Annotated in this window: 19 protein-coding genes; 17 read left to right on the top strand and 2 right to left on the bottom strand. The window is 37.7% G+C overall.

What is annotated here, in order from left to right; genetic code table 11:
* The first annotated feature begins 37 nt into the window (after nt 1-37).
* The 13 genes from NMU02_RS04100 to NMU02_RS04040 all read left to right on the top strand — a co-directional run bounded on the left by NMU02_RS04100 (nt 38) and on the right by NMU02_RS04040 (nt 15,485).
* Entirely contained in the window at nt 38-907 is an 870-nt protein-coding gene (locus NMU02_RS04100; RefSeq protein WP_255025991.1) for a murein hydrolase activator EnvC family protein, read from the top strand.
* Between the two features lie 85 nt (nt 908-992).
* Nucleotides 993-2,150, top strand: a complete 1,158-nt coding sequence (locus tag NMU02_RS04095) for a 1-deoxy-D-xylulose-5-phosphate reductoisomerase (RefSeq protein WP_255025990.1) — start codon at nt 993-995, stop codon at nt 2,148-2,150.
* Nucleotides 2,151-2,181: 31 nt separating this feature from the next.
* Nucleotides 2,182-3,504 carry an RIP metalloprotease RseP gene (rseP, locus tag NMU02_RS04090; RefSeq protein WP_255025989.1) on the top strand — a complete coding sequence of 441 codons (1,323 nt, stop codon included), beginning with the start codon at nt 2,182-2,184 and terminating at the stop codon, nt 3,502-3,504.
* A gap of 14 nt (nt 3,505-3,518) precedes the next feature.
* A complete protein-coding gene (locus tag NMU02_RS04085) occupies nt 3,519-4,703 on the top strand; it encodes a class I SAM-dependent rRNA methyltransferase (protein ID WP_255025988.1) in 1,185 nt (394 codons plus the stop codon).
* Nucleotides 4,704-4,923: 220 nt separating this feature from the next.
* Nucleotides 4,924-5,649, top strand: a complete 726-nt coding sequence (locus tag NMU02_RS04080) for a cell wall-active antibiotics response protein (RefSeq protein ID WP_255025987.1) — start codon at nt 4,924-4,926, stop codon at nt 5,647-5,649.
* Between the two features lie 7 nt (nt 5,650-5,656).
* Nucleotides 5,657-6,445, top strand: a complete 789-nt coding sequence (locus NMU02_RS04075; protein ID WP_255025985.1) for a LytR/AlgR family response regulator transcription factor — start codon at nt 5,657-5,659, stop codon at nt 6,443-6,445.
* Between the two features lie 178 nt (nt 6,446-6,623).
* Nucleotides 6,624-6,983 carry a BlaI/MecI/CopY family transcriptional regulator gene (locus NMU02_RS04070; protein WP_255025983.1) on the top strand — a complete coding sequence of 120 codons (360 nt, stop codon included), beginning with the start codon at nt 6,624-6,626 and terminating at the stop codon, nt 6,981-6,983.
* An 11-nt stretch (nt 6,984-6,994) separates the two neighbouring features.
* Nucleotides 6,995-8,530 carry a M56 family metallopeptidase gene (locus NMU02_RS04065; RefSeq protein WP_255025982.1) on the top strand — a complete coding sequence of 512 codons (1,536 nt, stop codon included), beginning with the start codon at nt 6,995-6,997 and terminating at the stop codon, nt 8,528-8,530.
* A gap of 148 nt (nt 8,531-8,678) precedes the next feature.
* Nucleotides 8,679-10,673, top strand: coding sequence for a dipeptidyl peptidase 3 (locus tag NMU02_RS04060; protein ID WP_255025981.1), 1,995 nt, complete (start codon nt 8,679-8,681; stop codon nt 10,671-10,673).
* Nucleotides 10,674-10,717: 44 nt separating this feature from the next.
* Entirely contained in the window at nt 10,718-11,392 is a 675-nt protein-coding gene (locus tag NMU02_RS04055) for a DNA alkylation repair protein (RefSeq protein ID WP_255025980.1), read from the top strand.
* Nucleotides 11,393-11,467: 75 nt separating this feature from the next.
* A complete protein-coding gene (locus tag NMU02_RS04050; protein ID WP_255025978.1) occupies nt 11,468-11,941 on the top strand; it encodes a Fur family transcriptional regulator in 474 nt (157 codons plus the stop codon).
* Nucleotides 11,942-11,996: 55 nt separating this feature from the next.
* Nucleotides 11,997-13,271 carry an adenylosuccinate synthase gene (locus NMU02_RS04045; protein ID WP_255025977.1) on the top strand — a complete coding sequence of 425 codons (1,275 nt, stop codon included), beginning with the start codon at nt 11,997-11,999 and terminating at the stop codon, nt 13,269-13,271.
* 240 nt (nt 13,272-13,511) lie between these two features.
* Nucleotides 13,512-15,485: an LTA synthase family protein gene (locus NMU02_RS04040; RefSeq protein ID WP_255025976.1), complete on the top strand. Its 1,974-nt coding sequence runs from the start codon at nt 13,512-13,514 to the stop codon at nt 15,483-15,485.
* A 63-nt stretch (nt 15,486-15,548) separates the two neighbouring features.
* Here NMU02_RS04040 and NMU02_RS04035 read toward each other — a convergent pair whose 3' ends face one another.
* Together NMU02_RS04035 and NMU02_RS04030 are read right to left on the bottom strand one after the other, a co-directional pair.
* On the bottom strand, nt 15,549-16,205 hold the full coding sequence (locus NMU02_RS04035) for a carbohydrate-binding family 9-like protein (RefSeq protein ID WP_255025975.1): 657 nt from the start codon (nt 16,203-16,205) through the stop codon (nt 15,549-15,551).
* Nucleotides 16,206-16,216: 11 nt separating this feature from the next.
* Nucleotides 16,217-16,861 (bottom strand): LysE family translocator, encoded by a 645-nt coding sequence (locus NMU02_RS04030; protein ID WP_290427107.1) that lies wholly within the window; start codon nt 16,859-16,861, stop codon nt 16,217-16,219.
* A gap of 278 nt (nt 16,862-17,139) precedes the next feature.
* Between NMU02_RS04030 and purL the strand changes: the two genes are divergently transcribed.
* From purL to NMU02_RS04010, 4 genes are all read left to right on the top strand, one after another.
* Nucleotides 17,140-20,838 (top strand): phosphoribosylformylglycinamidine synthase, encoded by a 3,699-nt coding sequence (purL, locus tag NMU02_RS04025; protein WP_255025974.1) that lies wholly within the window; start codon nt 17,140-17,142, stop codon nt 20,836-20,838.
* A gap of 109 nt (nt 20,839-20,947) precedes the next feature.
* Nucleotides 20,948-22,351 (top strand): amidophosphoribosyltransferase, encoded by a 1,404-nt coding sequence (locus NMU02_RS04020; protein WP_255025973.1) that lies wholly within the window; start codon nt 20,948-20,950, stop codon nt 22,349-22,351.
* 162 nt (nt 22,352-22,513) lie between these two features.
* Entirely contained in the window at nt 22,514-23,389 is an 876-nt protein-coding gene (locus NMU02_RS04015) for an electron transfer flavoprotein subunit beta/FixA family protein (protein WP_255025972.1), read from the top strand.
* A gap of 37 nt (nt 23,390-23,426) precedes the next feature.
* Nucleotides 23,427-24,446, top strand: coding sequence for an electron transfer flavoprotein subunit alpha/FixB family protein (locus NMU02_RS04010; RefSeq protein ID WP_255025971.1), 1,020 nt, complete (start codon nt 23,427-23,429; stop codon nt 24,444-24,446).
* Nucleotides 24,447-24,552 lie beyond the last annotated feature (106 nt).

Here is a 24,552-nt window from a genome sequence, read left to right as displayed (position 1 = left end):
TTCAGTTGATATATCCTGTTGATAACAAACATTATATATGCATAAAAAATATAAACTACGCTCTTTCTGGAAAAAGATGCGATCGAAATACAAACTATCTTTTTTTAATGAAAACACATTAGAAGAAGTATGGACTTTTCGACTTTCCCGTTTAGGGGCATTTCTTTTTTTCTGCGCTTTAGTATTCGTTATTTTCATAACAGCTACTTATTTAATAGCAGGGACACCGTTACGTACTTTATTGCCGGGATATCTTAAATCGGAAACTCGAGATTTGATTATCGATAATGCATTACGTATCGATTCTCTATCTAATGAAATAGAACTCAAAGACGCTTATTTAAAAAATCTCACACGCATACTCACCGGTGATATAAAGATCGATTCGATGCAACAAATAAAAGATTCCCTGTTATCCTTTCCCAACGACTCTTTCCTCAGCCGATCCGATATAACGACCGAATTCGTACAAGAATATGCACAAGAAGAAAAATACATGCTAAATGTACTAAATCACAATATTCCGACCGATGGATTTATTTTTTATCCTCCGGTTAAAGGGTCGGTAATGCAAAAGTTCGATCCTCAAAAAGGCCATTTCGGAATCGATATATTACCGGCTAACAATACTCCCGTTTCTGCAACCCTCGAAGGCACAGTCATTTCGGCCCACTATACCGCCGAAAACGACTATGTTATAGAATTACAACATAACAACAATTTTATTTCGATTTATAAATATAATGGAGCATTACTGAAATCGGTCGGGGATAAAGTTCAAAGCGGAGAAAACATAGCGATGACACTTTCTGCTAAAAAAGAAGACGGTGACCCCAGACCTATGATCGAATTCCAATTATGGCATATGGGCATCCCCCTTAATCCGGTAGATTATATCGATTTTTAATTCAAAAAGTGAGGCATAAAAGCATGGGGCATTGTTAATTTTATTCGTATATTTGTCCTGCTTTATGAAGATTACCGACACAATAATGAAAAAGCAACTCGCAATATTGGGATCGACCGGTTCTATCGGTACACAAGCACTTGATGTGGTATCGGATCATCCCGACTTATTTGAAATATATGCATTGACGGCTAACAATCACGTAGAACGGCTTATCGAACAGGCCCGAAAATTCGTACCCGAAGCTGTCGTTATAGCTAATGAAGATCACTATCATTCTTTAAAAGAGGCTTTAGCCGACCTGCCGATAAAAATATATGCAGGAACGGATGCTATTGCGCAAATTGTCGAATCGGCTCCTATAGATATAGTGCTCACCGCTATGGTAGGATATGCAGGACTACGCCCTACGATCCGAGCCATCAAATCGAAAAAAACAATTGCCCTTGCCAATAAAGAAACGCTGGTGGTAGCCGGCGAACTAATAAAACAACTGGCATTAGAAAATAAAACGCCGGTAATTCCTGTCGACTCTGAACATTCGGCTATTTTTCAATGTTTGGCAGGAGAAACACACAATCCTATCGAAAAAATTATTCTTACTGCTTCCGGAGGTCCGTTTCGCACATTCCCCAAAGAAGCACTCTGCAACGTAACATTGCATGATGCACTAAAACATCCTAAATGGAAAATGGGGGCTAAAATCACCATTGATTCCGCCACAATGATGAATAAAGGATTTGAAGTCATCGAAGCTAAATGGCTATTCGATGTAAAACCCGAACAGATAGAAGTTGCCGTACATCCTCAATCGATTGTACATTCGATGATTGAATTTCAAGATGGTGCCATAAAAGCGCAATTAGGCATTCCTGACATGAAACTACCGATACGTTATGCCTTCTCTTATCCCAATCGTTTAAAATATAATGGAAAAAAACTTTGTATAGAAGAATATGCGCAACTTACATTCGAACGTCCCGACATCGGTAAATTTCCTTTATTGGGATTTGCATACGAAGCTATGAAAGTCGGAGGGAATATGCCCTGTATACTGAATGCCGCAAACGAAGTCGCTGTAAATGCTTTTCTGAAAGAAAAAATAAGCTACCTACAAATTGCAGACCTTATTGCCGATACTATGCAACGAGTATCTTATATAAAGTCACCCAGCTACGAAGATTATGTACATACCGATACAGAAGCACGCAAAATAGCTATAGAACAATTAACTGTGATTTAAATTTATACTTATTTATATATAGAATAAACAAATGGAGACCTTTTTAATTAAAGCCTTGCAATTGATCTTAAGTTTGTCGATACTGGTGATTGTACACGAGTTCGGCCATTTCATATTTGCACGTATCTACAAAATCAGAGTAGAAAAGTTTTACCTTTTCTTTAATCCCTGGTTCAGTCTTTTTAAATTCAAACCTAAAAACAGTGAAACCGAATACGGCATCGGTTGGTTACCATTAGGCGGCTATGTAAAAATCGCAGGAATGATAGACGAATCGATGGATAAAGAACAGATGGCAAAACCGGCTCAACCCTGGGAGTTCAGATCAAAACCTGCAGGGCAACGTCTCATGGTTATGATAGCCGGAGTGCTTTTTAACTTTATCCTCGCTTTATTCATCTATTCGATGATCACGTTTACATGGGGAGACGCATACCTGCCTTTTAAAAATGCAAAATCAGGTCTTGCTTTCAGTCAAACAGCTCTCGAAGCCGGATTCAGAAATGGGGATATCCCCTTATCAGCCGATGGGAAACCTCTCATATCTCTCGATGGCAGTACTGTACAAACCATGTGCGAGGCAAAAGAAGTTACCGTACTTCGAGACGGTAAAGAAGTAAAAATAAACTTACCGGCGGATTTTATGCAAAAACTGATCGGTGAAAATACACGATTTGCCTATTATCAGAATCCGGTAGTAGTAAAAGAAGCCGTAAAAGGCGGCGGTGCAGCTATGGCCGGTCTTATGAAAGGTGATAGCCTGGTAGCTATTAATAATACTTCTATTCCTGATATCACAGACCTGCTAAAAAATTTGAGTGCACATAAAGATGAAACCGTTACTATAAATTTTTATCGTAACGGCATTGCCAAAGAAACTCCGGTAAAAGTCGACGAAAGCGGTAAAATCGGTATTGCACTCACTCCTATTACCGAAATTTATAAAGTAGAAAGAACAAGATATGGCTTTTGGGAATCATTTCCAAAAGGGATAAAAAAGGGAGTGACTCAATTAGTCGACTACGTAAGCAGTCTAAAATACATCTTTACAAAAGAAGGAGCTCAAAGTCTGGGTGGTTTCGGAGCTATCGGAAATCTGTTTCCGGCAACCTGGGATTGGCAAACTTTTTGGAACATGACGGCATTCCTTTCTATTATTCTTGCCTTTATGAACATATTGCCTATTCCTGCCCTCGACGGAGGCCATGTACTATTCCTCATTTATGAAGTGGTTACACGACGTAAACCGAATGAAAAGTTCATGGAATATGCACAGATTGCTGGAATGGCCTTTCTTTTTGCTCTACTCATATTTGCAAATGGAAACGATATATTCCGCTTTTTCTTTAAATAAAAAAGAAATACAAGATGTCATATAGTAAAGTCATTTTAAAACCGGGAAAAGAAGAATCGTTAAATCGTTTTCATCCATGGATTTTTTCAGGAGCCATACAAAAATATTCTCCTCAACCGGAAGAAGGCGATATCGTTGAAGTAACCGACTGCAAAGGTAATTTTATTGCATTAGGGCACTACCAGATCGGAAGTATAACCGTAAGGGTTTTATCTTTTGAATCGACCGTTATCGACCTCGGGTTTTACAAAAAACAACTGCGTACCGCTTACGATCTCCGTAAAAGTATCGGCCTCGATAATGGAGAATATAACAATACATTCAGGCTTGTACACGGAGAAGGCGACAACTTGCCGGGGCTTATTATCGATATCTACGATCATACAGCAGTTATGCAGGCGCATTCACCCGGAATGCACTACGCCCGACATATTCTCGCCGAGGCACTTACAGCCATACTCCCCGATCGTATAAAAAATGTATATTATAAATCGGAAACCACATTACCTTACAAAGCACAACTCGACCCTGAAAATGAATATCTCATCGGAGGAGATGCCGGAAATGTAGCTACTGAAAACGGGCTGAAGTTCCATGTAGATTGGTTAAAAGGACAAAAGACCGGATTTTTTGTCGATCAACGGGAAAATCGATCATTACTCGAACGATATTCCAAAAATCGTTCGGTTCTGAATATGTTCTGCTATACCGGTGGTTTTTCTTTTTATGCTATGCGTGGGGGTGCTAAATTGGTACATTCGGTAGACAGTTCTGCCAAAGCAATAGATTTAACTTGCAAAAACGTCGAATTAAATTTTCCGGGAGACAAACGTCATGAGGCTTTTGCCGAAGATGCATTTAAATATCTCGACCGTATGGGAGATCAATACGATCTGATTATTCTCGATCCTCCGGCTTTTGCCAAACATAAAAAGGTACTGCATAACGCCCTTCAAGGATACAAAAAATTAAATGCCAAAGCATTTGAAAAAATAAAACCCGGTGGAATACTATTTACTTTTTCCTGCTCTCAAGTCGTTTCAAAAGAAAATTTCAGATTAGCGGTTTTCAGCGCTGCTGCAATTTCGGGACGGCGTATTCGTATTATCCACCAATTGACACAACCGGCCGATCATCCAGTGAATATCTATCACCCTGAAGGTGAATATTTAAAAGGATTGGTTTTATATGTAGAGTAATAATTACATTAATGAATAAATTCGACGCGTCCTCTCCTTTATTTATATCATTATAAAAGGGAGGACGTGTTTTTTTTATCTCTCAAAAAATTTCATAAAAGAAATTTCAACGGTATTTTTCCGGTTTTAATCGGGAAATAGCAGACTATAAAAGAATAATGATTTTTCAATAAGCTGCTTCGTATTACATTCGCCTCAACAACATAAAAACATCAAAATTATGGAAACATCAAAAAGAAAAAGAAATCAATCGGGATGGGGTTATTTTACCGCACTGTTATTTATCGCATCGGGGATCATAGTATTATGTAAAAATTTAAATATAATAGATACCTATGTATATAACATAATCATGTCATGGCAAATGTTACTTACATTAATCGGTATATTTTCAATAATAAAAGGCCATTTTGTAAGCGGTCTAGTCACTTCTGCCATAGGAATATATTTTCTTATGCCTGTAATCGGTATGATCAATGGAAATTTCAATATTTATTTCTGGCCAGTTCTGTTAATGGGTTTCGGTATACTCATTATCGTAAAAATATTTTATCATCCGAAACACGAATGTAAATTCAGAAGAAACGAAAAAACAGAATTCATATCCACCGATGGCTTTATTAATGTCGATAACTCTCTTGGAGGCATAAGACAAACTATATTGGACGAAACATTCAAAGGCGGGAAAATAAGAAATCGCTTCGGGTCCGTCATACTCGACCTCAGACGTACGACCTTAGGCGAAGGTGATACATTACTGGAAATAGATTGTAACTTCGGAGGAATCGAAATTTATACTCCCTCAAGCTGGAATATACGATCTGAAATCATTCCTTTCGCAGGCGGATACGATGATAAGAGAATTCACTCTTCCAATATTCATAACGACCGATCGCTTATTCTTCGCGGAACATTATCTTTTAGCGGAATTGAAATAAAAAACTAAAAAAAGTATGCTGAGCCACCCTTTTATGAGTTCTTCGAAAAGAACTGTCCTATTTTCGGGAATCTGCATATTCTTAAGCCTCTCACAATGCCTATTGTTTTTTTATTATGGAAGTATATCTCCTGCTCCGGCAATCGTAGATAGTATATTATCGGTTTTATTACTGATGGCATTCTGTGGAGGATTATGGTATATTATGAAATTTATCTATTCGATACAAACGAAAATATTAATGAGCTTTGCGGTTCTTTTAGTATGGTTGGCAGGTTGTTTTATAATATATGCTATTGTAAATTACTTATTTGCAGATTTTAAATACTCTTATGCGACAACCCTTCCTATACGTATGTTCTTAGGGACAGCTACTTGGATCATTACCATAGAATGGTTTCACATACTAGAGTTACAAAGCTGGAAAAACGAGCGAATGGCGTTGGAACAGGAACAATCAATCTCGACTATCGGCATGACCGGTCGTATCGCAGTAAAAGACGGACAGAGAATACATGTTATTTCTAATGACGAAATCATTTATCTGCAGGCCGCAGGCGATTACGTTTCTATTGTTACCACCTCGGGAGAATATTTAAAAGAGCAAACCATGAAATATTTCGAAAGCCATCTGCCACCTGATCGCTTTACAAGAATACACCGTTCTTACATTGTAAATGTAGATACTATACTACGTGTAGAATTATTCGGAAAAGAAAATTATGCTGTTTTACTTAAAAACGGAAATAAAATAAAAGCGAGCATTTCGGGTTATAAACTTTTAAAAGAGAAGCTTAATCTATAAAAATCATATCGATTATAAAAGACGGGCAGGGCAATCTTGTTTTCAAAGTTTACCCTATCCGTCTTTTTTATAGCCGATACGGTAACATTATTTTATAACTATATTTTTTAGTTATTTAACTACAATAATTAGTTTATAAACTAAAAGTTTTAGTTATTTGTAGAAAATCTGAATAATTATGAAATCACTTACTGCAAAAGAAGAAGAACTAATGACTTATTTCTGGAATAAAGGACCACTTTTCGTTAGAGAAATACTTTCATTTTATGAAGAGCCCAAACCTCATTTCAATACTTTATCAACTATCGTAAGAGGGCTCGAAGATAAAGGATACCTCGGGCATAAAACCTTTGGTAAAACATATCAATATTACCCCCTCATAGAAAAAGAGGAATATAGTAAGAAGTCTTTAAAGAATGTTATCAGCAAGTATTTCGATAACTCTTATTTAAGTGCGGTATCTTGTTTAGTTTCGGAAGAGAAAATTTCGATTGAAGAATTACAAGAACTGATACATAAAGTCACACACACACATTAATCCATCATAACATGGAAAGCTTTTTTTTATATATTCTTAAATCCTCGTTATGCTTGATGATTTATTACATCATTTATAAATTATTCTATGGCAAGGAAACTTTCTATCGTTTAAACCGTTTCGTTATACTCTTTTTTTTATCTTCGTCGGTAATTCTTCCCGCCTTTAAAATATCTTTTCCCTCAAGTATCGGCGTTCAGAATACAATAATCTCGGTAAGAGAACTGTTACCTGTTTCTCTCACTCTTTCTTCAGCAATGAATACTGTAACAATTGCCGATAATACCCCATTTATTATTGGAAAACTTCTGTTACTAATCTACCTTATAGGTGTCACCGTACTTATATCTAAAATATTTTTATCGGTTAGCCGCCTAATAAAAATTATTATAAACAACCGGAAAGAAAATCTGACCGAACAATTTATACTCATCCGCCATCACGAGAAAATATCACCCTTTAGTTGGATACGGTATATTTTTATATCTGAAAAAGATTATTGCGAAGATGTAAAAGAAATACTCATTCATGAAACTGCCCATTTAAAAGCCAAACACTCGAGGGATCTTATTATAGCGGAATTTATATGTATTTACCAATGGTTTAACCCCTTTGCATGGCTATTGAAACAAGAATTAAAAAATTTACACGAATTCGAAGCCGATAAAGAAGTTCTCGACAAAGGAATAAATATCGAAAAATATCAAATGTTATTAATAAAAAAAGCTGTCGGCACAAGGCTCTACTCTATGGCCAACAGCTTTAATCACAGTCAACTTAAAAAAAGAATCACTATGATGTTAAAGAAAAAATCAAATCCGTGGGCACGGTTAAAGTATCTTTGCATACTTCCCGTTGCGGCTTTGGTCGTTACAGGTTTTGCACGACCCGAGTTATCTTATGAGTTAAACAAATTTCAAAATGACGAAATTAATGATTTTACGGCATTAGTAAAAACAAATCTTGAAAAATTTGAACCTATTGAAAAATCGGGCTCCCCTTCTTCCCGAAAACATATTAAAGAAAAACGAACTATCGCATCCGAAACGGCAACCGATACTTCGAACATAACAATAATAAGACTTTCCGATAATTCTCCCGAAAAACAGCCATTGGTTATTTTCGACGACAAAGAAATCCCCTATTCATCGATAAAAAAACTAAATCAGGAAAAAATACAATCTATTTCGGTAATAAAAGATAAAACCGGAGTTGATTTATACGGAGAAAAAGCTAAAAATGGAGTAATCATCATTAGAATGAAGAAAGATACGGCATCAATTACTCCGGGAGAAAAATTGAAATTAAAAGTAAGTCCTATAAGAAATTCTAATCTTTTAGACAAAACTCTTTTTTTCTTAGACGGAAAAGAAATCAGTAAATCAGACTTCGAAAAATTAAGACAAGACAGAATAGAATCTTTAGAAATACTAAATAACGCACAAGAATTTGAGGAAAAAAATCCGACATTATATAATAAGTATAAATACAAATTAAAGAATAATGTAATTATTATAATATCGAAAAAATACAAACCGGAGGAATAACCGGTAAAACAATCTTTAGAGATACAGAAATACGAAAAGCGGGGTTATTATTTACCTGTTTTTCGTATTTTTGCATATAAATCATCAACCAATGATGCAAAGCGATCGTTTAATTTATCAGAATAAATTTTCTGTTTAAAAAGTAATTATGAATTCAGAAACTATTTCTAAACATAATGATAATAATTTTTATCGAGTAGAAAAATTTGCCGATCTTGAAATACTCCGGTACAAAGTTACAGGATTTGAAGAACTCACGCTTCGACAAAAAAAATTATTATATTATCTGTCTGAAGCCGCACTGCAAGGACGGGATATATTGTACGACCAAAACAATCGTTGGAATTTAATAATACGCCGGACTCTCGAAGCAATTTATATTTATTTTAAAGGAGACAGAGATACTGAAGAATTTAAAAATTTTGAAATTTATTTGAAACGTATCTGGTTTTCAAACGGAATTCATCACCATTATTCTACCGATAAAATGATGCCCGGCTTTCCTGAGAACTATTTTATTAAAGCTGTAAAATCGATAGAAGACAAATACCTTCCATTAAAAAAAGGAGAATCAAAAGAATCTTTATTAGAAAATATTGTTCCGGTAATCTTCTCTCCGATGACAGATGCAAAAAGAGTAAATCAAACAGAAGGAGAAGATCTTATTACTACATCTGCCGGTAATTATTACGATGGCGTTACACAAAACGAGGTCGAAACTTTTTATAGTCATGTAAAAAAGAAAGATGACCCTCACCCTATTTCTTACGGTCTCAATAGCCGTTTAGTGAAACGCAATGGGAAAATATACGAAGAAATTTATAAAATCGGCGGATTATACACCGAAGCTCTCGAAAAAGTAGTTTACTGGCTCGAGCAAGCAAAATCTGTAGCAGAGAACGAAAATCAAAAAAAATCAATTCAGAAATTGATCGATTTCAACCGATCGGGTAACCTGAAAGAATTTGACGAATATGCGATTCTTTGGGTAAACGATACGAACTCAGAAATCGACTTTATCAACGGCTTTACCGAAACATACGGAGATCCCCTCGGTATAAAAGGGAGTTGGGAATCTCTTGTAAATTTCAAGAATAAACAGGCATCCGAACGTACACAAATCATCAGTGAAAATGCACAGTGGTTCGAAGATAATTCCCCGGTAGATCAACAATTCAAAAAAGTAAAAGTAAAAGGAGTATCAGCCAAAGTAATTACAGCTGCAATCTTAGGCGGAGATACTTATCCTTCTACTCCTATCGGTATAAACCTTCCGAATTCAAACTGGATAAGACAGATACACGGATCTAAATCGGTTACCATAGAAAATATCACCGAAGCCTACGACAGAGCATCGCAAAATAATGGTTTTGCAGAAGAATTCATTTGGGGTGAAAATGAAAAAGAGTTAATAAAAAAATACGGATTTTTAGCCGATAATTTGCACACCGACCTGCACGAATGTTTGGGACACGGTTCAGGACAACTGCTTCCGGGAACCGATCCTGATGCACTGAAAGCATACGGAGCCACATTAGAAGAAGCCCGTGCCGACCTTTTCGCCCTTTATTATATAGCCGACTCCCGCATAGTGGAATTAAATTTATTACCCGATGAGGAAGCATACAAAGCGGAATATTACAAATACATGATGAATGGTCTTTTGACTCAACTTACACGCATCCTACCCGGTAATAATTTAGAAGAATCACATATGCGTAACCGACAGCTTATCGCCCGGTGGATTTACGAAAAAGGAATGCCCGATAAAGTCGTTGAATTACGCAAAAAAGAAGAAAAAACATATGTCGTCATCAATGATTACATAAAAATGAGAAAAATAATCGGAGATTTACTCGCTGAAATACAACGCATAAAATCGACAGGAGACTTTAACGCCGGAAAAGAATTGGTAGAAACTTATGCCGTAAAAGTAGATCCCGTATTACACCGAGAAATTTTAGAACGATATAAGAAATTAAACATAGCTCCCTATAAAGGATTTATCAATCCGGTATACATACCGGTATATGATAAAAACGGAAATATATCCGATATAAATGTCACATATAAAGAAGGGTATGCTCAACAGATGTTACGATATTCTAAAGATTATTCATTATTACCCGATTATAACAATTAAAAAATACAAGTCGGTGCTTATAATTACAGATCGGATATTAAAATATGGATGAAAAAATAAAAGAGATAAAAAGGAAATTCAGAATGGCGATGAACGGTATCGTATCGGGAAGTATGCGAGAAAAAGGCATGGATTATCGTATCAATTTCGGCCTTACGCTCCCCTTGATAAAACGTATAGCACAAGATTATTATCCCGACGCCACGTTATCACGGACACTACGCAATGAAGATGTGCGCGAATCGAACATATTAGCCATACTTTTGTTTCCTCCAGAAGAAATGCAACCGGAAGAAATGCAGGAATGGGCGGAAAACATCCGTTTCAGGGAATTATCAGATATAGCATGTATGCACTTATTTAATAAAACTCCTTACGCCGAAAAAAAAGCTCGAGAATGGATCTCACAGAATAACGACATGCTTCAATATACAGGATTTCAGCTTGCCGGGAGAATAATTAGCGAGAAGAAATATATTTCTGCAAGTATGCTGAATTCACTCATAGAGGCAACACAAAACGCTATCGACAGGAATAACAGTACGACTATGACCATCGCACTGAACAGCATAATAAAGGCTATGCATACCGGTCTCGATAATGCCGGAACAATAAAATTATCTTTCGACAAATGGATACCTATGCATAATTCTTTCCGAAACACAGAAGCCAAACAAATAATAGATGATGAATACGAATTTATAACCGAAAGTTTTTAATTTCTGTAAAATATATTGAACTACTTGTTATTGTGCTTCTCATAAAAATATATATCTTTGTATCGTACGAATAAGATGATACCAGAAGAAAAAACAAAAGAAATTGTAAGGCAAAAACTTACGATGTATCTTGAATCGAAGGGGTTACGAAAAACCCCTGAAAGATACGCTATTCTCGACAAAATTTATTCAACGAATGAACACTTCGATGTAGATTCGTTGTATGAGATTATGGCTAAAAGTAAATACCGAGTAAGTAAAGCTACTGTGTATAATTCGATCGATCTTTTCGTGAATGCAGGTCTCGTTCGAAAACATCAGTTCGGCCATCATCCCGCACAATACGAAAAAGCCTATAATACCGTTAGCCATCATCATCTGATATGTACGTTATGTGGAAAGGTACAAGAAGTAAAAGACCAAGATTTATTGAACGTACTTGCCAATAAAAAATTCGGCAAATTCTCCACAACATATTATACACTTTACGTGTACGGTATATGTAACCGGTGTGCGCAAGCCGAAAAGAAAAAGGCCATCCACAAATAAGTGGATTTTTTTTTGTCTGTAGAGAAAATAATTATTACAATAAATTTAAACACCAATGAAAGTAGATGTTCTGTTAGGATTGCAATGGGGAGACGAAGGAAAAGGAAAAGTCGTAGACGTACTTACTCCCAACTATGATGTCGTTACCCGTTTCCAAGGAGGGCCTAATGCTGGTCATACCTTAGAATTCGACGGTCAGAAATATGTATTACGTTCTATTCCTTCAGGTATATTTCAAGGAGGTAAAATAAACGTAATCGGAAATGGTGTCGTTCTCGACCCATTATTGTTCAAACAGGAGGCCGAAGAACTTGCCAAAAGCGGACATGATCTTACGCAACGTTTGTATATTTCAAAAAAAGCACATCTGATATTGCCAACTCATCGAATGCTCGATGCGGCTTATGAAGCAGCGAAAGGTTCGGCCAAGATAGGAACTACCGGGAAAGGAATAGGTCCTACTTATACCGATAAAGTAAGTCGTAACGGTTTACGAGTGGGAGATTTGCTACATGATTTCAACCGCAAATATGCCGAAGCAAAAGCGAAACACGAGAAAATACTGAAATCGCTTAATTATGTTTATGACATTGCCGAACTCGAAGCCCAATGGATGGAAGCAGCAGAATATCTGAAAAAATTCAATCTTATCGATAGTGAGCACGTAATAAACAATTACCTGAAAGAAGGAAAGTCGGTACTTGCAGAAGGTGCGCAAGGTACACTACTCGATGTAGATTTCGGATCTTATCCGTTTGTTACCTCCTCAAACACCATATGTGCCGGAGCATGTACCGGTTTAGGCATAGCCCCCAGTAAAATAGGAAATGTTTATGGTATTTTTAAAGCATATTGTACACGGGTAGGTAGCGGTCCGTTCCCCACCGAATTATTTGACGAAACGGGAGAAACCATTCGGCGCATCGGTCACGAATTCGGGGCTGTTACCGGACGTTCACGTCGTTGTGGATGGATAGACCTGGTAGCCCTGAAATATTCCATTATGATAGACGGCGTTACCCACCTAATAATGATGAAGAGCGATGTACTCGATAGTTTCGATACGATAAAAGCCTGTGTCGCTTATAAAATAAATGGAAAAGAAATTACAGAATTCCCTTTCGAAATCGACGAAAAAATAGAACCTGTTTATGTGGAACTACCCGGTTGGAAAACCGATATGACCGGAATGCAGAGCGAAGATGAATTCCCCGAAGAATTTAATGCCTATCTCGATTTTCTCGAAACCGAATTAGAAGTTCCTATTAAAATTGTTTCGGTAGGTCCCGATCGTGAACAAACGATTATTCGTTATACCGAAGAAGATTAAAAAAAATTTATGATTATATAACTTTACCCTGTCTTTTCGAAATAGACAGGGTATTTTTTTACCTGCCATGCCTATAAACAATAGTAATAAGTTCTACATTCGCAGTCATATCTTTTCCTTTATCAGAAGTATTCTTTTAACATTTCAATAAAAAGGTATTTCATCGTAAACCGGCTTATTATTTTTTGAATAAAATTAAAAGTATATTTGCAGCATAAAATTCATATATCTTTCATTAAAATGAAACAATATTTTATTTCTCTACGGTATATCCTGTCAATACATTTTCTCGGACTTGCCATATTTACCCTGTTCAGAATTATTTTGTACATACAAGGTCATAGTTATATCGATGAAGCCAGTCGAGGATTTCTGATACAGTCACAAGCCTTTCTCAGGGGATTATGGATGGATAACGTAGTAGCGTGCTACATTCTTGTATTACCTCTGATAACGGTTTCTATCAGTTCACTGTTCAACTATTACGGGAAAAGACTTTATAAGAGTATCAACCTATACTTTTGCATCTTTTACAGCATTGCTTTTACCATTTCGGCTGCTGACATTCCTTATTTCGATTATTTTTTCAAACATATAAATGCATCTATTTTTAACTGGTTTTCTTATGTAGGGACCACGGTAGGCATGATGTTCGGCGAACTATCTTACCTGCTGGCATTCGGCTTTCTCCTATTGATCATTATATCCTTCTATATTATAACCCACCGTCTTTTACAAATGTTTTTAAAGGAAATAGGATCGCCCGTAAAAAAAACGACAGGAGTAACTAAATTAGCGATCGGAGGATGTTCTGTCCTTATCATTGGAGCATGTTTCTTCGGCATCAGAGGACGAACCGGTTATAACCCGATACGGGTAAGCGCGGCATACTATTGTAACAATACTTTTTTAAATCAATTGGGAATAAGTCCTTCTTTTAACCTTCTGAGAAGTTCTCTCGAAGCTTCAAAATCTGAAAATCAAGGAATAAAACTCATGGACGATACAAAAGCAATAAAGCTCGTTCGGCAAGAACTGAACATAACCGACTCTCTACCCGATATTTCTCCGATCGCACGCAATATCACTCATATAGGAGAACCGAACCGAAAAAACGTCATTCTCATTTTTATGGAATCGATGTCGGCCAAATTATTAAAAAGATACGGCAACACACAAGAATTAACACCCTTTCTCGACAGCATTGCCAACAATTCGTTATGCTTCGATCATTTCTATTCGGCAGGGACTCACACTAACCATGCAATACATTCGGTATTGTATTCATATCCTGCACTAATGAAGCACAATTCGATGAAAGGAGCTGTCATTCCGTTTTATGCAGGATTACCTACAATTTTACAAGATAACGGATACACGACTTTATTTTTTATGACTCATGAATCACAATATGACAACATGAACGGATTTTTACGAACTAACGGATTCGACCAAATCTATTCCCAAGAGAACTACCCCAAAGAAAAAGTAGTCAACAGCTTCGGAGTGCAGGATGACTTTTTATACGAATATGCCCTTAAAACGATCGATCGAGAATCGAAAAACGGAGATCCTTTTTTTAGTGTTTTACTAAGTATCAGCAATCATCCCCCTTATATCGTTCCGAAAGATTTTAAAGCACACAGTCATACCGATGAAACTCGTATTGTAGAATTCGCAGATAAGGCAATCGCAGACTTTATGAAACAAGCATCATCAAAACCGTGGTTCAAAAATACAATTTTCGTATTTTTTGGAGATCACGGGAAAAAAGTCGGTGAACCTCACAGCGATATGCCACTATCCTACAACCATATCCCTTGCCTATTTTATTCTCCGAATTATATAAAACCTGAAGCGAATAATGCATTGGGCGGACAAATCGACATAGGTCCCACCCTACTCGGATTACTGAATATAGATTATACGAATAACGGATTTGGAGTCGATCTGCTTCATGATAAAAGGCCTTATATCTTTTTTACATCCGACGACGCAATAGGGTGCATCGATCATGACCATTTTTATATCAACCGGCCAGCCGACAAACAAGAATGGTTACTTCATGTAAAGAACAGTGTAGAACAGGAAAAAATAATAAATCCGGCATTACAGGATAGTATGAAAAATTATGTATTCTCGATGTTACAAACCGCACAATATCTCATGCGAAACGAACTTACCGGAAAATATAAAGGATACATTCCACAATAAATACCCATAAAACAAGGCGGAAAAATATATTTTCCGCCTTGCATATATTACCATTATTCTATATTATTCAGCATCGAAAATCAATTCTCCGAAAAATTCGGGACGGTGAAAATCAGGGGACTGAGATTTCACCGGGTTCCAGCTCAAAAAATGAGGAAGACTTGTTTTATCGGCACATTTATAAAAATTCGCCTTAATTTTCGGTGGGAGAGCCTTACCATCAAGACCCATCAACTCAAACGGAATGGCCACTAAAAGTTCCCATGCGAAAATACCCTGCATTTCCTGAAAAGGTTTATTGCCGACTGAAGCATATCTTTTAATTAAAGCCATTTTTTCGAGAGGAAAATGCTCACACTCTTCCCTACTCTTACGCTTTGCAGCCAATGCAGTACCGATGCAGTTAAACTCAAAATTATAATATTCCTGCTCTCCCGGAACCTGCATAAAAAACTCCACACAACTGTCTTCCCATACCGGTCCGTTATCTGAAGTCGTAACCGCCAAGAGACAATTTCCACGGACAAAAAAATTAATATACAGATATTTATCGCTACGAGCTATATTAAATACTGTAATCGGTTTATAATTAAACTGACCAGGCCAGTTTACACACTCAATACTCTGACGAGCTGCTTTTTCTTCCATTATATCAGAAAGATCTTCGAGTGCAACATTATCCAGATTAGCAATATACGGGACAACAATCGATTTATTCATAGCATTATTGATTAAATTAATTTAAGATTGAAATACGCATCTATTCCCATAATAAAACCTACCAAAGACATAATAACCATGACAATGCCAATTCCGCGGTTTATCATCCATAAACTTCTTAAATTAAATCGGGTACGTATTTTATTTACCAAGAAAGTTATAGTCAACCACCAACCTATAGCACCTATAATTATCGATATGTATCCGGCAATATATTCAGGTAAATGAGATTCGGGAAGGAAAAAATTAAGGCGAGCAAATAACCCGATAAATAGAAACAGTATAAGCGGATTTGACAAAGTAAGGAAAAAAGCCGTTACGAAATCCTGTGTATAAGTACCTATATTCTTACTTTGCTTCCTGATATTTTTCGCCGGATTTTGACGGTACAAATATACCCCGAAACCAACCAAAACAAAACTGCCTAATATCTGCAACAAATTCTGATTTGTTTCTATAAAATCAGTAATAAATGACATCCCGAAGCCTGTTAGTAAAGCATAACACAAATCAGATAAAGAAGCTCCTAAACCAGTCACGAATCCGGGCCACCTGCCCTTGTTTAAAGTACGTTGAATGCATAAGACTCCGATGGGTCCCATCGGTGCAGAAACCAGCAAACCGATAGCTACTCCCCTTATGATCGTGTATAGCATTAAATCCACTATTATCAGTTTTATTCTATTTATAAAAGATGAAAAATATACTTTGTGAATGCAAATATAATAGTTAATTGTGAAAACCGCATAAATTGTTTTGTCTTAAATGTTTTAAAGAATGCAGGTTTTGATTAATTTTGCAGGGGAATTGCAAACCTTATTAAACTGAAAATATAAAGATAAATACAATAGCAATTTGAGTATAAGATATTTATCATATTTTTTCATTTCCAGGCATTCCATACTGCATAGATCGAACAACTAAATAACAAAAAATGGTTCTTTTTTTCAAAACACCAGATCAGACAGTGATAGCCGTAGAAGCTGATCACTCATTTTCCCCTGAAGAGAAAGAGAAGTTGTGCTGGCTTTTCAGCCAAGCCGAAGTAACGGATGACAAACAACTCGGCGGATGGTTTATAGGCCCCCGGAAAGAAATGATTACTCCCTGGAGTACAAATGCGGTAGAAATTACCCAGAATATGGGACTATCCGGAATAACCCGTATTGAAGAATATTTTGCGGCAAAAGACAAAGATGCAGAACATGATCCCATGTTGCAACGCATGTATAATGGATTGAACCAGCAAATATTTGAAATAAATAAAAAACCCGATCCTATCGTTTATATCGACGATATTGTCTCCTATAATAAACAAGAAGGCTTGGCCCTGAGTGATGACGAAGTTAACTACTTAAATGAGCTAAGTAAAAAAATCGGCCGTAAGCTTACCGACAGCGAAGTTTTCGGTTTCTCTCAAGTAAACTCGGAACATTGTCGCCACAAAATATTCAACGGTGTTTTTATTATCGATGGAGAAGAAAAAGAAAGTTCGTTATTTAAACTGATTAAAAAGACTTCAGAATACAACCCGAATCGTCTTGTATCAGCGTATAAAGATAATGTCGCTTTTAACGAAGGCCCCGAAGTCGAACAATTCGCACCCGCTTCGCAAGACAAACCCGACTATTTCGAAATAAAAGACATAAAAACTGTCATTTCGTTAAAAGCCGAAACTCATAATTTCCCTACTACAGTCGAACCTTTCAATGGAGCAGCAACAGGTACCGGAGGAGAAATACGAGACCGTCTGGGAGGAGGAAAAGCCAGTCTCCCTATAGCAGGTACCGCCGTATATATGACTTCGTACCCACGTACCGAAGAAGGTCGTGAATGGGAAGAAAATGCCATGCCCGAGCGTAAATGGTTATATCAGACTCCAGAACAAATATTAGTGAAAGCATCTAATGGAGCATCTGATTTCGGTAACAAATTCGGACAACCTCTTATCTGTGGATCTTTATTAACTTTCGAACATGCCGAAAATTACAAAAAATTTGCGTATGATAAAGTAATCATGCTGGCAGGAGGCGTAGGATTCGGGACAATGAGGGATGCATTAAAAGGAACTCCCGAAGCCGGACAAAAAGTAGTGGTAATGGGCGGTGATAATTACCGTATCGGAATGGGTGGAGGAGCTGTTTCTTCAGTAGAAACCGGTGTGTATGCCAACGCAATCGAATTAAACGCCATTCAACGGGCTAATCCTGAAATGCAAAAAAGGGCCTCTAATGTGATACGAGCCTTGGCTGAAGCTGATGAAAACCCCATCGTATCGATACACGACCACGGTGCCGGGGGGCATCTGAACGCCCTTTCGGAATTAGTTGAAAGCACAGGTGGTAAAATAGAAATGGATAAACTGCCCATTGGAGATCCTACCTTATCGGCAAAAGAAATTGTCGGGAACGAAAGCCAGGAACGAATGGGAATGGTAATACAAGAAAAAGACATCGAAAAAGTACGCCAAATAGCTGATCGGGAACGAGCTCCCATGTATGTAGTAGGAGAAACTACCGGAGACATGAGATTTGTATTCGAACAAGCAGACGGAGTAAGACCTATTGATCTCGCAATGGAAGATATGTTCGGAAAAGCACCGCGTACTGTCATGAAAGATAAAACAATTATCGAAACATATCAAGGCGTAAAATACGTAACAAGTAAAATACACGAATATCTCGAAAATGTTTTGCAACTCGAAGCTGTCGCTTGCAAAGACTGGTTAACAAATAAAGTAGACCGTTCGGTAACCGGTAAAGTAGCCCGCCAGCAATGTCAGGGAGAAATACAACTTCCGCTTAGCGATTGCGGAGTCGTTGCCCTCGATTACCGGGGAAAAGCCGGTATCGCAACCTCTATAGGCCATGCTCCCCAAGCCGCTATGGCCGATCCCGAAGCCGGATCGGTATTGGCGGTTGCCGAATCACTGACTAACATAATATGGGCACCTCTCAGCGAAGGGTTGCAAAGCGTTTCCTTAAGTGCAAACTGGATGTGGCCATGTAAAAACGAAGGAGAAGACGCACGACTTTATAAAGCTGTAGAAGCTTGTAGCCGTTTTGCCTGCGAATTGGGTATAAACATTCCTACCGGTAAAGACAGTTTATCGATGACGCAAAAATACGGAGATGAAAAAGTATATTCACCCGGAACAGTCATCATTTCAGCCGGAGCAGAAGTATCGGATGTTAAGAAAGTGATATCCCCCGTTCTTGTACACGATCGCAATAGTGCCGTTTATTATATCGATTTTTCATTCGATTCTTTCAAACTCGGAGGATCTGCTTTTGCTCAATCTCTGAATAAAATCGGAAACGAAGTACCGACAGTAAAAGATAGTGAATATTTTGCTTCGGCGTTCGAGACTATACAAGAATTGATAAACAAAGGACTTATACTTGCCGGCCATGACATTTCGGCCGGAGGAATGATCACCGCTTTATTAGAAATGAATTTCGCCAATGTAGAAGGTGGACTCGAAATTAATCTCGATAAGATAGCTGAAAAAGATATTATTAAAATTCTATTCAGTGAAAACCCGGGTATACTCATACAAGTAAAAGATAAAATACAAGTAGAAAAAATATTACAAGATAACGGAATCGGTTTTCTGAAAATAGGACGCCCTTGTAATGAAAGACATTTACTCGTCAAAAAAGACGAAGCCGAATATCAATTCGGTATCGATCACCTGCGAGACGTCTGGTATTCGTCCTCATACCTATTGGATCGTAAACAAAGCGGAGAAAAATCATCAAAAGACCGCTTCGAAAATTATAAACAACAACCGATACAAATTAAATTTAATTCCTCTTTCACCGGAAAACTATCTTCATACGGAATTAATCCCGACCGGCGTCAACATAACGGCATAAAAGCAGCCATTATACGTGAAAAAGGAGTAAATGGGGATCGTGAAATGGCATATTCCCTTTATTTGGCAGGATTCGATGTAAAAGACGTGCATATGACCGACCTTATCAGTGGCAGGGAAACGCTCGAAGACGTAAATATGATCGTATATTGCGGAGGTTTTTCCAACTCTGACGTTTTAGGTTCGGCAAAAGGATGGGCCGGAGGATTTTTATGGAACGAAAAAGCCAAAGTAGCCCTCGATAGATTTTATGCCCGTAAAGATACCTTAAGTTTAGGAATCTGCAACGGCTGTCAGTTGATGGTCGAACTCGGTTTGCTCACTCCCGATCATGAGAAGAAACCTAAAATGCGTCACAACGATTCTCATAAATTCGAATCGGAATTTATCGGTCTTACCATACCGAAAAACAATTCAGTTATGTTCGGTTCATTATCGGGCAGCAAATTAGGAATTTGGGTAGCCCATGGTGAAGGTAAGTTTGAATTACCATACGATAAAGATAAATACAATGTTGTCGCACAGTACAGTTACGACGCATATCCGGCAAATCCCAACGGTTCACCCTGGGCTATAGCCGGTATTGCATCGGAAGATGGTCGTCACTTAGCTTTGATGCCTCATCTCGAAAGAGCAATATTCCCCTGGCAATGGGCTTATTATCCTTATGACCGTAAAAACGAAGACCAGGTTACACCCTGGATCGAAGCTTTTGTAAATGCACGTAAATGGGTAGAAAAACAAAACGGTAAATAACTGATCCTTAAAAGGGAGAGTGACGTACGAACGAGCACTCTCCCTTTTTATTTAAAATACAGTAATATATCATCACAAGCTCAAAAAAACTAAAGACATCAGAATAACTATGGGAGGATTTTTTGGAACTATAAAGAAAAAATCATGTGTTGCCGATTTGTTTTACGGTGTAGACTATAATTCGCACATGGGAACAAAAAGAGCCGGTATGGTTACACAAGATAACGGGAATTTCATTCGTGCAATACATAATATTGAAAACTCATATTTTCGGTCGAAATTCGAAGATGATCTTCCTTCATTTTCAGGGTGTTCGGGGATCGGTGTTATTAGCGACACCGACGCTCAACCAATTATTATAAGTTCACACTTAGGAAAATTTGCGATCGTTACCGTCGCTAAAATCAATAATATACCCGAACTCGAAAAAGAATTATTAGCCAAAGGAAACCATTTCTGCGAACATAGCAACGGCATCACGAATCAATCGGAACTGGTATCGATGCTCATTATAGAAGGGAAAAACTTTGTCGAAGGAATCGAGAACGTATACAACCGTATCAAAGGATCTTGTTCGATTCTTTTACTTACCGAAGACGGGATTATCGCAGCACGCGATAAATATGGAAGAACTCCTGTTTTATTAGGAAAAGGAAAAAACTGCTATGCCGTTTCTTCAGAAACCTGTAGTTTCCCCAATTTAGGATACGAAACAGAATACAATCTCGGCCCGGGAGAAATCGTACACATTACTGCAGACACATTTACCCAATTACGGAAACCGGGGGAGAAAATGCAAATTTGTTCTTTTTTATGGGTATATTATGGTTATCCTGTTTGCGAATACGAAGGAAAAAACGTCGATACCATGCGATTTGATTGTGGACTCGAAATGGGAAAAACAGACGATATAGAAGCTGATTTTGTTTCCGGAATTCCAGACTCCGGCGTAGGCATGTCTTTAGGATACGCAGTAGGTAAACAAATACCCTATCAGCGGGGAATCGTAAAATATACTCCTACCTGGCCAAGAAGTTTTACTCCCCCCAATCAGGAAATGAGAGAGCTGGTAGCCAAAATGAAACTAATTCCCAATAAAAGCCTGCTCAAAGATAAAAAAGTCGTATTCTGCGACGATTCTATCGTAAGAGGAACTCAGTTACGGGATAATGTAAACGATCTTTATCGCTATGGAGCAAAAGAAGTACATATGCGCATCAGTTGTCCGCCTTTGATTTACCCCTGCAAATTTCTCAATTTTACGGCATCTAAATCGGATCTCGAACTGATTACCCGCCGTACAATACAAAAACTGGAAGGAAATCATGATAAAGACCTTTCGGAATATGCTACGACAAATTCACCGAAATATTGCAGAATGGTCGACAGTATTTGTAAAGAATTAAATATAACTACATTAAAATTCAATCCGATAGAAACACTCGTAAAATCGATAGGATTACCTAAAGAATGTATCTGTACGCATTGTTTCGATGGAAGTAGTTATGAATAAAACAAAGAATCATCGAAAATTCTCGGTAGGCTTTATATCTCTGATAAGATATTTTTTCGTTGAAAATACTTGGCTATTTTAAAGCATTCCGTAAATTTGTGATTTACAACTGACGTAATTAAAAATAAACAAAAATATTATAATCTATATCCCGATTTAATTATGAGCTTAAAAATTATTGTACTTGCTAAACAAGTACCTGATACAAGAAATGTAGGAAAAGATGCAATGAAAGCAGACGGTACTGTTAACCGCGCCGCCCTGCCTGCAATCTTTAATCCTGAAGACCTGAATGCACTCGAACAGGCTCTGCAATTAAAAGACCAACACCCGGGTTCTACCGTATCTTTATTGACTATGGGTCCTCCCCGTGCAGCCGATATCATACGAGAAGGACTTTTTAGAGGTGCAGACGGCGGAGTTTTACTGACCGACCGTGCTTTTGCCGGAGCCGATACACTTGCAACCTCTTATGCTTTGGCTTGCGCAGTACGTAAACTGAAAAATTATGATATTATCATTGGCGGCCGTCAGGCTATCGACGGTGATACAGCTCAGGTAGGTCCTCAGGTTGCCGAAAAATTAAAAATACCTCAGATCACTTACGCCGAAAAAATTATTAAAGCAGATAATGATAAAGTAACCGTAAAGCGTCGTCTCGAACGGGGTATAGAAATAGTGGAATGTAAAACGCCTGTGGTCATCACAGTAAATGGAAGTGCCGACGATTGTCGTCCGCGCAACGCAAGACTGATACAAAAATATAAATATGCAAAAACCATCAGCGAAAGGCAAAATCAAGATAACGACTATTTCGATAAATTATACGAATCACGACCTTATTTGAACCTCACCGAATGGAGCGTATCCGATGTAGATGCCGACCTTAATCAAGTAGGGTTAGCCGGATCTCCGACAAAAGTGAAATCGATAGAAAATGTGGTTTTCCAAGCTAAAGAGAGCAAACAGCTCAGCGGATCGGATAATGAGATCGACGAACTGATGAAAGAGTTGATCGTAAACCACACCATCGGATAATACCGGTGATATTCATTAACTCTCTAAAAAGTATTTTATGAACAATTTAATTGTATATTGCGAAATAGAAGACGGCATTATCGCCGATGTAAGCCTCGAATTGCTGACAAAAGGTCGTTCCCTGGCTAATAAACTAAATTGTAAACTCGAAGCTCTCGTCGTAGGAAGTAACCTCGATGGCGTAGAAAAACAAATATTTCCCTACGGTGCCGATACGATATATCTGGCTGATGACAAAAGATTATTTCCCTATACATCACTCCCACATACATCGGTATTGGTAAATCTCTTTAAAGAACAAAAGCCCCAAATTTGTCTGATGGGAGCTACCAGTATCGGTCGCGATCTGGGTCCGCGAGTATCATCTTATTTGCATAGCGGTCTTACCGCCGACTGTACATCTCTCGAAATTGGTCCTCACGAAGACAAAAAAGAGGGGAAAAAGTATGAAAATCTTTTATATCAAATACGTCCTGCCTTTGGAGGGAATATCGTAGCGACCATTGTAAACCCCGAATGCCGTCCTCAAATGGCAACCGTGCGGGAAGGCGTTATGAAAAAAGAAATCGTCTCTCCCACATATAAAGGAGAAATCGTAAAGCTCGATGTTTCAAAATATGTTTACGATACCGATTTTGCAGTTGATGTGATCGAACGTCACATGGAAAAATCGAAAATCAACATCAAAAGCTCACCGATCATCGTAGCCGGAGGTTATGGCGTAGGGTCGAAAGAAAATTTTAAGCTATTATACGATCTTGCAGATACAATCGGAGCAGAAGTAGGTGCTTCACGTGCAGCCGTAGATGCCGGTTTCGCAGAACACGAAAGGCAGATCGGCCAAACCGGTGTTACCGTTCGTCCGAAATTATATATCGCTTGCGGTATCTCGGGACAAATTCAACATATTGCCGGGATGCAGGATAGTTCTATTATAATTTCGGTAAACAACGATCCGAATGCCCCGATAAATACGATCGCCGATTATGTAATTACCGGAACCGTTGAAGATATTCTTCCTAAAATGATAAAATATTACAAGAAGAATTCTAAATAATAAATTTCGACAAACTCTTATCCTTATGACAAAGTATTTCTAAATAAATGTCGTTTTCAACTTCATCATATTGGAAGTTTCAGTTCAGGCCGACACGACTTATTCT

This window comes from Coprobacter tertius (genome assembly GCF_024330105.1).
GTDB classification, from domain to species: domain Bacteria; phylum Bacteroidota; class Bacteroidia; order Bacteroidales; family Coprobacteraceae; genus Coprobacter; species Coprobacter tertius.
The sequence above is the reverse complement of the archived record's forward strand: the minus strand, read 5'-3'. Positions and strand labels throughout refer to the sequence as shown.